Source organism: Rahnella sp. JUb53, from assembly GCF_004346065.1.
Lineage (GTDB): Bacteria > Pseudomonadota > Gammaproteobacteria > Enterobacterales > Enterobacteriaceae > Rahnella > Rahnella variigena.
In genome coordinates this window covers 781,055-793,562 of record NZ_SLYT01000001.1, presented here as the reverse complement: position 1 = coordinate 793,562, position 12,508 = coordinate 781,055, and the positions used below count along the sequence as shown (strand labels likewise).

Annotated in this window: 8 protein-coding genes; 1 reads left to right on the top strand and 7 read right to left on the bottom strand. The window is 52.2% G+C overall.

The genetic code is table 11. The features are described 5' to 3' along the window. Window positions 1-42 precede the first annotated feature (42 nt). From EC840_RS03710 to EC840_RS03680, 7 genes are all read right to left on the bottom strand, one after another. Window positions 43-2,703, bottom strand: coding sequence for an alpha-L-rhamnosidase (locus tag EC840_RS03710; RefSeq protein ID WP_132964008.1), 2,661 nt, complete (start codon window positions 2,701-2,703; stop codon window positions 43-45). A gap of 39 nt (window positions 2,704-2,742) precedes the next feature. Beyond that, window positions 2,743-4,041, bottom strand: a complete 1,299-nt coding sequence (locus EC840_RS03705) for an MFS transporter (protein WP_132964007.1) — start codon at window positions 4,039-4,041, stop codon at window positions 2,743-2,745. Window positions 4,042-4,175: 134 nt separating this feature from the next. Next, a complete protein-coding gene (locus tag EC840_RS03700; protein ID WP_132964006.1) occupies window positions 4,176-5,042 on the bottom strand; it encodes a helix-turn-helix domain-containing protein in 867 nt (288 codons plus the stop codon). 248 nt (window positions 5,043-5,290) lie between these two features. Continuing rightward, entirely contained in the window at window positions 5,291-6,001 is a 711-nt protein-coding gene (locus tag EC840_RS03695; RefSeq protein WP_120162875.1) for a FadR/GntR family transcriptional regulator, read from the bottom strand. Between the two features lie 94 nt (window positions 6,002-6,095). Further along, a complete protein-coding gene (locus EC840_RS03690; RefSeq protein WP_129638183.1) occupies window positions 6,096-6,872 on the bottom strand; it encodes an SDR family NAD(P)-dependent oxidoreductase in 777 nt (258 codons plus the stop codon). Between the two features lie 10 nt (window positions 6,873-6,882). After that, the gene (locus EC840_RS03685) at window positions 6,883-9,021 is read right to left on the bottom strand and encodes a heparinase II/III family protein (protein WP_132964005.1); all 2,139 of its coding nucleotides are present in this window, start codon (window positions 9,019-9,021) and stop codon (window positions 6,883-6,885) included. After that, entirely contained in the window at window positions 9,018-10,364 is a 1,347-nt protein-coding gene (locus tag EC840_RS03680) for an alginate lyase family protein (protein ID WP_243701012.1), read from the bottom strand. Before EC840_RS03680 ends, EC840_RS03685 begins: the two co-directional genes overlap by 4 nt. A 266-nt stretch (window positions 10,365-10,630) precedes the next feature. On the opposite strand from EC840_RS03680, the gene EC840_RS03675 reads away from it, so the two are divergent. After that, the gene (locus EC840_RS03675; protein WP_132964004.1) at window positions 10,631-12,430 is read left to right on the top strand and encodes a transporter; all 1,800 of its coding nucleotides are present in this window, start codon (window positions 10,631-10,633) and stop codon (window positions 12,428-12,430) included. Window positions 12,431-12,508 lie beyond the last annotated feature (78 nt).

The following is a 12,508-nucleotide window of genomic DNA, read 5'->3' as shown; positions in this document are numbered from 1 at the left end:
TCGCAAAGGAGGTGTTCTTCAACGACCTGCTACCTGAGCTCTTTATCCCGCGACGTGATATTTCAGCCGGTATTCGCCAGAGCCAACCTCGGCGGTAAACCCTTCAGCATTACGGATAAATTTCACACCATCGGCTTCCAGTAAAGTTTCAGCGCCCGTCAGCACCAGAGTAGCGGAAGTATTTGCCGGAACATTCACGCAAAGACTGACGTCCTGACCACTGACATCCCAGCGGACGCCTATTGCGCCGTAAACCGACTGATAGCGCGTTTCCAGCCAGTTCAGGCCACCGCCGGTCAGCGGTTTGATGATGAAATGCTTGAATCCGGGCTGTTCCTCGTCCGCTTCAATCCCCGCCGCCACACGGTAAAGCCATTCGCCCACTGCGCCGTAAGCATAGTGATTGAAGGAATTCATGTCAGCGCTCCACATACTGCCGTCCGGTTTAATGCCATCCCAGTGTTCCCAGATGGTGGTGGCACCGGCTTTCACCTGATACAACCATGACGGAAAATCGTCTTTCAGCAGTAAATTCCACGCTTCTTTGACGTGGCCATTCTGGCTGAGTGCATGGCAGAAATACGGCGTGCCGACAAAACCGGTGACCAGATGACCGTCGTGTTCTTCGAGTAATTCAACCAGCGTATCAGTCGTTTTCTGGCGAAACGCCTCGGGTACCAGATTGAAATACAGCGCCAGAATGTGAGCGGTTTGCGTTCTTGCCGTCAGGCCCCCGGACGGTGTGAAGAATTCCTCCTGAAAACGCGCGACAATCGCCTGATGCAGGGCATGGTAATGTTCATAGTCTGCGTTGCGTTTCAGCACTTTGGCGGTTTTAGCGAACAATTGCGTGGAGTAAGCGTAATACGCCGTGCAGGTCAGGTCGTTTGGCGTGGCACCGAAATAACTGCCCTCTTTTGCATCCAGCGCCACCCAGTCGCCGAACTGCAATTTGTAGCGCCAGATATGATTTTCGGCATGGTCAGTCATGAAATCAATCCAGCCTTTCATGCTGGCGTACTGGTTTTCCAGCACGTTGGTATCGCCATACATCAGGTACATCGTCCACGGATTGATCACCGCAGCATCCGCCCACGCCGATGCGGAATGGGTTCCGCCTTCCGACAGCAAACGGTCTTTGCCACAATAGCCGGTAAGGATATCCGGGATAACGTGCGGCACGCCGCCTTCCGGCGTCTGGTCATAACGAAGATCGGTCAGCCATTTGGCGAAGAAATTGCGGGTTTGCATCAGATAGCTCGCCGTGCGGCAAAAAATCTGTGCATCGCCCGTCCAGCCCAGCCTTTCGTCACGCTGCGGGCAGTCCGTCGGCACATCAACAAAGTTACCTTTCAGGCCCCACAAAATGTTGTGATGCAACTGATTCAATTCAGGATTTGAGCAGGCGAAATAGCCGGTCTGTTCCATTGCGGAATGCAAAACAATCGCAGTGAAATTATTCAGATCCAGCGGTGCCGGATACTCCTCTACTTTCACAAAACGGAATCCCTGCCAGGTGAAATGCGGATGCCAGGTTTCTTCGCCCTCACCTTTGAGAACATACTCAGTGCGCTGCGTGGCTGAACGCAGGTTATCAAGATACACATTGCCCTGCGCATCCAGCACTTCAAAGTGGCGGAGCACCACTTTATCGCCCGCGTTGCCCCGGACCGTAAACTCTACCCAACCGCTGAGATTCTGACCAAAATCCATGACGGTATCGCCCTGCGGCGTGGTGATAAGCCGTACCGGTTTGAGTTCTTCCATTTTTCTGACCGTGTTACTTCCCTGTGCGACCAGCGTGGATTTTTCATGCGTCACACGACTGACCGGGCGCCAGGCATTGTCAGAGAAACCTTTCGCGCACCAGCCGGGGATTTCCCGGCGCGCATCATAAATTTCGCCGTCATAGATTTCTGAAAAAAGAATGGCGGAGTCGTGGCATTTCCAGCTTTCATCACTGACCACAACCTCCTGAGAACCGTCTTTGTAATTGATGACCAGTTGCGAAATAAACGCAGTTTGCTCGCCGTAATAGTTACGATGACGGCTGAACCCCATATCGCCTTTGTACCAGCCTGCACCTGCAATGGCGCCAATGACGTTTTCACCCTTTTCCAGATGGCTGGTCAGATTATAGGTCTGATAAAGTAAGTGATTGTGATAACTCGTCCAGCCCGGCGTCAGGGCATCTTCTCCGACTTTCTGGCCATTAAGATGTAATTCATAAAGCCCCAGCGCGCTGACATGAATAAAGGCTGACTGAATATCTTCAGTACAGTTGAGGACAAACGATTTTCTCAGTAATGTGCCCGCGGACTGATCTTTATCAGCCGGTGTTTCAGCAGAAATAAAATCAGCCTGCCATTCGTGTGTATAAAGTACCCCGGATATCATCTCTGCGGGAGAACTCCAGTTACTGGTCTCGCCATAATTATCACGCACCTGCACACGAATAAAATAATGCTGGGACGAGGTAAGCATTAATTCCATTAACGGAACATTATTTGAACAATCGCTTTCCTGCCATTCGCCGCGAAGCAGAATATTATCAAAATTCTGTTGATGGCTAATCTGGATCCGATACGCCGTTTGCCGGACGTTTCTGTTGTGGCTTTCAATCTCCCAACCCAATACAGGAAGTTCCTGCACGCCTGATAATGCGGATTCCTGATTCAGTGTAAGTCTGGTTACTGCGAGCATAATTCGTGACTCCTTTCGTAATTTCGGTGAAATAGATAACTAAATTTGTTTAACAGCGGATGCCGGATATTCAGGCGTTGTATCTTTTATGAGCACTCCGGCCTCACTGTTGAATTCGTTCCGTTGTTTTCCGTGGAAACAGATCCAGCCGATCAATAATCCGGAAGCCACTGTCGCGGATAACAGGGTATAAAGCACCTGCGGTCCGGCTTCCAGTAACAGCGGCGTAATAAAAGCCAGTACACCGCATAACAACCGGGAGATAGCGACGATAATACCTTGCGCCGTCGATCTCAGCATGGTTGGGAACGATTCCTGTGACCAGACTTTCATGATCCCTTCGAAAGCCAGTCCGCTGCCTATAGCAGTAAAGAATAGACAACAGAACCAGGAGGCAGGTGAGAAATTAAATAATACCGGCAGGAAGAATCCGCCCGCGAAACAAATAGCCCCCAGAATAAATGCGGGAATACGTTTCGGCGTATCAACAAAGCGCATAAACATGATCCCGGCGAACACTCCGACCGGCATGGTCAGCAGATTCCACAGCGAGTTTTGTTCAACAGAAATACCCACCACGTTTACCGCGATATAGGTGCCAAACTGACCACCGGTATTCGCGGCAAGATTGGTGAAAGCGTAAAACAGACACAGCGCAATAAACGGCCACAAGTATTTCCCGTGGATGAGATCTTTAAATGAGGCTTTCTGAGCCCGCACCGTCACAATGCCTGCACGCCTTTCGTTTCTGGCGATCAGCCATAATGGGGATTCCGGGATGGTACAGCGCAACGCCAGCAAAACGACGGCCACGGCGCAGACATGCAGATACATAATCTGCGCACCGGGCCGCCCCCACCCGCCTACGACGGCAGAAATTGCCATCGTGCTGCCAATCCCTAAGAACCACAGTAGATTCGACAAGCCGATAATCTTGCCGCGGTTTTTGTCTGTTGCCGCTTCGGCAATTGTCGCCAGAGAAACGGGTAAATCTGCACCAGTGGCCAGCCCTACCAGCAATGTTCCCGCCAGCAGCAGCGCAAAAGTGTCGCCGAATGCCAGAAACAACGTGCCGATAATGATCATTATCATGGTGGCAATAAAGACTTTGCGTCTGCCGTAACAATCGCCCAGCCTTCCGCCCGTCAGTGCCCCCAGCGCAATGCTCAGCGTGAGTATTCCTGAAAGTATTCCTATCTGAACTACCGTGGTGCCGATCGTTTTCTGATAAATAACCAGAGCCGTTCCGTTTGAAACTATAGCAGCAGAATCAATATATGACGCCATGCCGGAAACCACCCCGACGTACCAGGGATTAGGTTGTTTAGTGGTTGACATAATAATGTCCTTCAGAGGTGTACGTGAATTAAATGATCCTTGAGAGGTCCTTTCTGTTTACTGTTATTATGGTTAGCTATTACTGCTTTGAAGTATTACTTTAAGTTATTACCTTGAATTATCAGAACAGGTTATTACTGCGTAGTTGAAATAACACTGTTACTGACTCTCATCCTTTCCTGAGAGGGTGTTCTTTGAAACTGTTTTTTGTACGCTTCCGTCAGGCGTGATGTGGTGGAAAATCCACACATCGTGGCTATTTTCCCTATGCTTAAATCCGAGGTTCGCAATAACTCCTGCGTTTTTAATAAACGGTAGCGCTGCTGGAATCTTTCCGGTGTAAAGCCGGTGATCTCCTTTATAAACCTGAACATGGTTCTTTTAGCGACACCACTTTCTTCGCATAAATAATCCCAGTTAATTGTGCAGGTATAATTTTCGCGCAGATGATTCAGCAGATGGCGCTTCCCTGATTCTGTCTCACTGGCACGACATTCTTTACGCATGGCACACTGATAAAGCATCACTATCATCGATAATAAATAAGACTCTGCGGTCGCAAAGTAGGCGTTATCATATCGGGCATCACATTGCCGGGTGATTTTATCCGTCAGTTCAATCACTCTGGCCAATTCTTCATCCGTTAATCCTGTACGACGTCTCTTCATCGACCCGGTATATTCTTTGATCCCTGCCGTCAGTTCAGCGATGTTATTGATAAAATGAAAAGGTCGTTCTTTATGTAGCAGAATATTGATTATTGACAACTTATTAGTAGATTCATAACAGTGAACATCGTGCGCGCTGACGATAAAAAAGTCGCCTTTATGAATAAACTCCACCTGATCGTTGATGATATGAAAGCCGCTGCCATTGCGGACAATAACCAGTTCATCAAATTCATGCACGTGTACATCTTCCATCGACTGTCGGTTCATATCGAATAAACTGAAAGCATGATGTTCTGAAAGAAAGAAATCACTGACCTTGAGTATTTTCATGCATTCACCGAGTTAATGATTAATATAATTCACTGTAACTTTACCGGGTCATTTAAATATTTCGTGTCGATAAAAAGATTAGACCGTAATAATTATGACAAGTCTATACGATGCACTGGCACTGTGGCGTAAGCGCCCGTGACATTTGTTTCATTTTTGTATCAGAAATCTCATTTCAGGATCAGCACGCATAAAAAAGCGCAGAAAAATCTGCGCTGGATAAACGTGGTGCAACGGTTCTCTGTCCGTTATGTCTGATGCAACCGGTGCTTATGCCCTTTCATCAGGCTCAGCGACGCAGAAAAAGCGGCACCTTCATCCCCGGCCATAATGGCTTCGTAAATCCTCTTATGCTCATTCAGACACATGCCCCCTTCTTTTGAAGAATATTCAAAAAACCATTTGAATATAGTGGTCAGCACGTTGCCAAACGGCACATAAAAACAGTTACCGGAGGCAATAAAGATCATCCGGTGAAATTTGGTATCGATATCCACCCACTGCTCAGCATCAAAATTTTCAGCGACATGACACATCTGTCGGTAGATCCGCGAAAGTTCGATGCGCTGTTCTTTGCTGGCATTCACGGCGGCCAGCGCGGTAGCGTGCGGTTCAATGGCTTTGCGAAATTCCAGAAACTGGTGATAGATTTCTTCTGTCGCTTCCATGCCCTGCATCCATTCCAGCAACTGCGGATCCAGCATGTTCCACTGCGCGCGTTCTTTGACGCGGGTGCCGATTTTAGGCCGCGACTCCAGCAGCCCTTTGGAGGTCAGCAGTTTCAACGCCTCGCGCAGTGCGGTACGGCTGACGCCAAACTGTTCGCCCAGCTCGATTTCACTTGGCAAAATGGCTCCCGACGCCAGTTCGCCCGACAGGATTTTACGTGCAATATCACGTGCGATATGGGTATTCAGGCCACGGGTCATGCCTGCGGCGGTTTCAAACTGCAACGTCATGCTCTTCCCTTTTTACTGTGCAGATTGCCGACATCATAGTTCAGGCGACGGCACGCTGCATGCGGCCGTCGCACTGAAACACCCAAACTGTGCGCTACGGCGCCATCTGACCGCCATTAACGTCTAATATCTGGCCGGTGATGTAACCGCTGCAGGCGTGCGAGGCGAAAAACAGGTAAGACGGTGCCAGTTCTTCCGACGTACCGAAACGTCCCATCGCAATTGACCCGGCGATTTTCTCACGCACTTCTGCACTTTTATCCGCGTGAAACACAGTGTCGATAGTGCCCGGCGCGATAACATTGAAACGGATATTGTCTTTGGTGAATTCCTTCACCCAGTTACGGTGAACGTTGTGCAGCCAGGCTTTTGAGGCCGCGTACAGACTCGCTCCCGGCCCGCCGCCTTCACGTCCGGCAATGGAACCGGTGCTGATCACCGACGTGGTTTTACCGTTTTGCTTCGCCGCATGACGTAAATGCGGAATGGCGAATTTTGTGACCATCAGCGCCGAACGGGCATTCAAATCCATCACATGGTTATAAAAATCGTCGTCGATGTTTTCCAGCCCCTGACGCCCGCCAAGACCGCCGGCGTTATTAATCAGTACATCTATTCCGCCAAAACGCTCGACAAAGTTCGCCACCAGTGCCTCGCATTCGGCAGATTTCGTGACATCTGCGCCAAAGTACGCCACTTCGCCGCCATTTTTAGCGATATCAGCCGCCAGTTTATCGAGGCTGGCATCATGACGATGGCCGTTAATCCCGACCTTTGCGCCCGCCGCCGCAAATGCCTGCGCCGCCGCCAGACCAATGCCTTTAGTTGAACCGGTAATCAAAACACGCTGACCTTTCAAATCGTTAAACATAATGACTCCTTTATGATTCAGGGATGTTCAGAGGTGAGACGGATTGCCACGCCACGCTGAACGCGTCTTCCGCTGCCGGTGCGGCACGGTTACTGATGCGAACGTTCAATGTGCGATTATTGGCAAAGTAAATATTCAGTTCAGTTTGCTCATCGTCATGGCTCACCACGATGATGCGTTCGGCCTTACCGCGCGCATTAACAGACGTTTCGGTGGCTTCGTCGAAAAAACCGTGGGTTTCAAATACGCTGGCAAAAATGGCATTCGTGCCGTGAGTACGCAGCAGTAATGCCGGTTCGCAGCGCAGGTTGAAATGTGGGTCGTTCGCACCGGTACGGGCGACAATCAGTTGGCCGCCTTCAGGGAAAGCGCTGACCAGCGTGCGGTAGCTGTCGCCGTCAAGCCAGCTGAACAGTGCCGAATCCCCCGCGGCGATTTCAGCGCGCCCGCCATCCCATAAGTGCTGATAACCGTGATCTTTGCCCAGGGGTTTCAGCTCGCCGGGCACCTCCAGGGTGACGTCTGTGCGGACAAACTGGCCGAGATGATGCAGACAATAATCGTAACCATGTGGCTGCGCGCTGGTCAGGCGAAATACGTCCACCATCAGCGGTGACGATAGTTCCGGCAGGCTGAGCATCAGCACCGTCCGTTGCTGGTCGACGCCCGGCGTGTAGTTTTTCAGCCGGGCGCTCATACCCTGTTTTTCCGGATTATCCGTCACGAAGAAATGCGGTTCGCCCCAGCGTTTTTCAGCCTCAAGGCTGTCACCGTGATTCTGGCTTTGCCCGTCCACCACCACGGTGTTGTGCGCGACAGTTTGCTTGCAGTAACTGTTATTTTCAGGGATGTATCGTCCGCCGAATTTCGGCTCCACGTTTACCCAGCGGCCAAAACCGTAATCACGCAGGAACTCACGTCCGCGGCTGAACAGGCTAAGATGCAGGCCGTCAAAGTGTCCGTGATTGAGTGCCGAATGCAGGCGCGGAATACTGCCGTGCTGGCCGTACCACATCAGCGCCATATCCTGATTTTCTGTGTTGCTCCGCAAAATACCGATGCCGCCCTGCGTCCCTTCGGGGCCATCACGTAGCTGGACGCTGCCCCACTTCACAGGCCGCGCGGGCGATTGCTGCAACGCATCGGATAATTCCAGCGCGGCGGCGCTGACCCAAACGGTGTGCTGTTGTTGGGCGACGGCAATCCACTGCGGATTGTGGCCGTAACGGGAGTAACAAACGCTGGCGGCGATTACCGCGCCATCATCACGGATGTTGATGGTTTTCGAGGAATCATTCAGCGCAGGCCAGGTTCCGTCGGGGAAGGCGGTCTGCATCAGGGCTTCACAGGTTTTCCTGATGATCTGCTCGCGGAACGTATAAATCTCCAGTTCCGGCTGGCGACGTTCGATGGCCTCACTCAGCAACAGCAGCGGGCGCAGCGCAAAACGGTGATAATACGGGCCTTCGATGTAATATCCGTCCGGCGAGAAAAGCTGGCTCAGCTGGGCAAAAAAACCGCCACTTTCACTGTCGCCTTGCAGTCCGTATAGCGCCTTTTCCACCAGCACTGAATCGCCCAGCACGTAACCGCTGATTGCCGCCGCCGCCACCGACCAGATGCCGTGGTTGTGCACGATATCGAAATCTTTGGTATGCAGGTTCAGCGCGTCATCCGCCATCACCTGAAACAAGTTTGTTTCAATATTTTCCCGCTGAGCCTCGCTGAGCGCCGGGACCAGGCAGTGATAGCCTTCGACGGCGTACAGCCAGAACATGTTTTCATTCAGCGTCTGATGGAATAAACGGCCTGGCGAATTACTGTCTTTGCTGATGGCACTGCCCAGCGACGGATAAATCGCGGCATAACCGTTCAGCAGCGCCAGCGCATAATCCAGGTAACGCGGCTCACCGGTGATCAGATATAAACGCCCGGCCAGATTGATCCCCAGGTAGTTTTGTTTGTGCTGCGTATGCTCCGGCCCGCCCGCTTCGCCGTGACCGGGAATATTCAGCGGTTGCGCGAGCATTTGTTCCAGCGTGACGATGTGCGCCCGCAGCGCCGCGCCCAAAGGGGAATCCGCGTTAATCTGTTCACGCAGTTTCTCCGCTTCACTGACGCTTATCAGCAACGGCTGCCAGTCATTCATTTTTTATCCTCCGCCACCTGTGGCGCGACGTATCCCTTCGCAAAGGAAGGCAGTGAAAGCAACCAGGTTTCTCTTTCAGCTTCCATGACTGCGCCGCGGGTAACGTCTTCGTGATAGCCGCCGGAAGCCGGTTTCACCGCTCGCGGCAGAGTGAATGTTGCGCTGCGAATTTGCTGCTCGTAGCGTTTCTCACCGGTGGCATTATCCGCCCAGGAAAGTAACGGCACCGGACGCACGCGGATCTGATCAAGTGATTTGTACGGCCACGGCAGCGCCGGATCGGTAAAGCGCGCCATGAAATCCAGCGATTTGAGCACACTGCCCCCCTGCAACGTGCGGTAATGCCACAGGTCGATACCATTTTTCTGCGCCAGCACCGCCATCATGCTGATCGCCTGCAAATTGAAATAGCTGTAATGAAACGATCGCGTCCGCGCCAGTTCAGCGGGCTGCGTGCCATCGGGTTTCAGCTGCACATCCAGCTTACTTTTCATCAGCTTCACCATATCGCCAATCACCGCTTTATCGCCCAGATACCACGCAATACCGGAAACCTGCGTCACATACCAGTTGCCGTGATTGTTCTCCGTGCGTCCTTCCTTTTTGGCGATTTTGCTGCCCTGCAACCACGTCAGATAATCCTGCATCCACGCGCGCATTTGCTGTTCGTCGTTGTCGGTCCACGCCGGATTACCCCGTAACAGAACCAGAGAATCCACAATCCGGGTCGAGAAATAGCGTCCATCCAGCACTCCGGCGTTGCGCCCGGGCGAGATACCCGGCACGCCCTGCGCGTAATTCAGATTCGGGTTCATTCGCGTTTGTGGGGTGATAAACCAGGTGCGCAGCAGGCTGGCAGCTTTATCCGCGTATTTCTGTTCGCCGGAGAAATACCAGGCCAGCGTCAGGTTCTGCACCCGTGCGGTGAAATCAGCCAGCCGCACGCCATCACTCTGATCATTTTTGCTTGCGGGATTCACATGACCGTCTTTACGGATCCACGGCAGGCCATCGGGTTTGCTGTCATCCGGCCACCAGTACGCGCTCAGGCTGAGATAATCATGTTTCGAATCGCCCGGCGGCGTCATACCTTTGTCGGTCACACTCAGTTCAGGCTTTTTCAGCGCGGAATCCGCCGCCGCCAGCAGATGCTGATACGCGTCAGTGGTTTGTGGCGCGGCATTGTGGTCACGCAGTTGCTGGCGGACAACGGCCATCTGCGCCGGATTCAGAAATGCCGGTTCAGCGGCCAGTACGCCCGCAGAACCCGTCATCAGCGCCAGCAGCAGCGTTGCGCCGGTGGTCATGCTGTTCACAGTTCTTTTCACCTTTTTGCCCTGCATTAACTTCATGTTTTCTCCCGGCTCCGCGCCATTGTCCCGATGAGATCTCACGCTTTAGTCATACTAATAAAGCAATGAAATTTCAGTTTCGCCAGTCAGAATTGACTTAAAAACCCACATTAAGCCCGACAAGTGACCAAAATCACAATTTGATAACAAACTAAGCATTTCTTATTTGTCCGACTTTTAATTTCATTTCTCTCTTCTACGCTTGCTCAATACATAACCAAAAAACATCTCACCCTACAAACGAGAGAGTCACGACAATGGATATCAACGTTCTGGTCATGATCGGTTACTTCGTCTTAATGATTGCCATCAGTTATGCGTTCAAAAAGATGGCCTCCGGCTCTTCAAGCCACTACTTTCGCGGCGGCGGGCGAATGCTCTGGTGGATGGTCGGCGCGACCGCCTTTATGATCCAGTTCAGCGCCTGGACATTCACCGGCGCGGCCGGACAGGCTTACCGCTACGGGTTCAACGTCGTCAGCGTGTTCGCCGGTAACGTGTTCGGCTATCTGGTCGCCTGGTGGTGGTTCGCCGCCCGCTTCCGTCAGTTAAGGGTTGATACTGCCACAGAGGCGATTAACCATCGCTTCGGCAAAGGTAACGAACAATTTTTCACCTGGATGATTATCCCGCTGAGTATCCTCAGTGCGGGCGTGTGGCTGAACAGTCTGGCCGTGTTTGCCAGTGCAGTATTCCAGCATGACATTACGCTGACGTTATGGGTGACGGGCATCGTGGTGCTGGTGATTTCGCTGCTGAGCGGCGCGTGGGGCGTGGTGGCAAGTGACTTTGTGCAGACGCTGGTGGTGGCAATTATTTCCATCGCCTGCGCGGTGGTGGCGTTGTTTAAAGTCGGCGGCCCGGTGAAGCTGGTGACAGAATTCCCATCCGGGTTCTTTACCGGTCCGGATGTCGGCCCGCATTATATTTCACTGCTGGTAGCCTGCTTCCTGTTCTTCTTTATCAAGAACGTACAGAGCATCAATAACCTGCAAGATTCCTACCGTTTCCTGAATGCCAAAGACAGTTTTAATGCCAAAAAAGCGGCGCTGTTTGCGCTGGTACTGATGCTGGTGGGCACGATTATCTGGTTCATCCCGCCGTGGGCGGTGGCGATCCTTTATCCTGACGCGGCTACGGCACATCCGGAACTGGGCAAAAACGCCACCGATGCGGTGTATCTGATTTTCGCTGAACGCGCGATGCCAATGGGCACCGTCGGTCTGCTGATGGCTGGCTTGTTCGCCGCGACAATGTCATCGATGGACTGCGCGCTGAACCGCAACTCGGGGATTTTCGTGCGCAGCTTCTGGACGCCGATCATTAATCGTAACAGCGAGCGCAGCGATAAATACCAGCTGCGCGTGGGCCAGATTGCCTGCGTGGTGAATGGCGTGCTGGTCATTTTGGTGGCGCAATACATGCACACCATGCAGACCGTCAGCCTGTTCGACCTGATGATGAAAGTCGGCACACTGATGCAGGCACCGATTGTCGTGCCCCTGTTCCTCGGCGTGTTTATCCGTAAAACGCCTGACTGGGCGGCGTGGGTCACCGTGTTGTTTGGTTTATGCGTGTCTTACGTGGTCGCAAACTTGTTCACCGCGCCGGATGTCGCCCGTCTGCTGGGTATCACACTGACCAAACGCGAACTGCTGGACGTCGCCATCATGTGGAACATTTTTGCCCATCTGGTGTTTACCGGCGGCTTCTTCTGCCTGACGACGCTGTTTTATCGTGAGAACGCCTCGGCGAGAAATACCCAGCGTCAGCAGTTCTTTACCGATATGGAAACGCCGGTCTATGCCGACCATGAACAAGATGAGTTTGACCGGTTACAGCGCGATAAAATCGGCCGCATTTCGATGTACATGGGTGCGGGTCTACTGCTGATGGTGCTGGTGCCGAATCCGCTGTGGGGACGTATTTTATTCCTGTTGTGCGCCCTGTCCATTCTGCTTTTCGGCTGGATTTTACATCGCAGCGCCGAGAAAGGAATGAAAGCGGCACAGGCTGAAAAAGCATTGAAGAGGAATGTGGCGACGTCTCAGAGATAGCGCAAGTTACCCGCGATACCGATCATAAAAAACCCGCTTTATCAGCGGGTTTTAATGTCAGACAAAAAAGAGAGCACC

Coding starts and splice junctions, on each gene's coding strand:
- EC840_RS03710 (WP_132964008.1), bottom strand. CDS start 2,703: ATGCTCGCAGTAACCAGACTTACACTGAATCAGGAATCCGCATTATCA.
- EC840_RS03705 (WP_132964007.1), bottom strand. CDS start 4,041: ATGTCAACCACTAAACAACCTAATCCCTGGTACGTCGGGGTGGTTTCC.
- EC840_RS03700 (WP_132964006.1), bottom strand. CDS start 5,042: ATGAAAATACTCAAGGTCAGTGATTTCTTTCTTTCAGAACATCATGCT.
- EC840_RS03695 (WP_120162875.1), bottom strand. CDS start 6,001: ATGACGTTGCAGTTTGAAACCGCCGCAGGCATGACCCGTGGCCTGAAT.
- EC840_RS03690 (WP_129638183.1), bottom strand. CDS start 6,872: ATGTTTAACGATTTGAAAGGTCAGCGTGTTTTGATTACCGGTTCAACT.
- EC840_RS03685 (WP_132964005.1), bottom strand. CDS start 9,021: ATGAATGACTGGCAGCCGTTGCTGATAAGCGTCAGTGAAGCGGAGAAA.
- EC840_RS03680 (WP_243701012.1), bottom strand. CDS start 10,364: ATGCAGGGCAAAAAGGTGAAAAGAACTGTGAACAGCATGACCACCGGC.
- EC840_RS03675 (WP_132964004.1), top strand. CDS start 10,631: ATGGATATCAACGTTCTGGTCATGATCGGTTACTTCGTCTTAATGATT.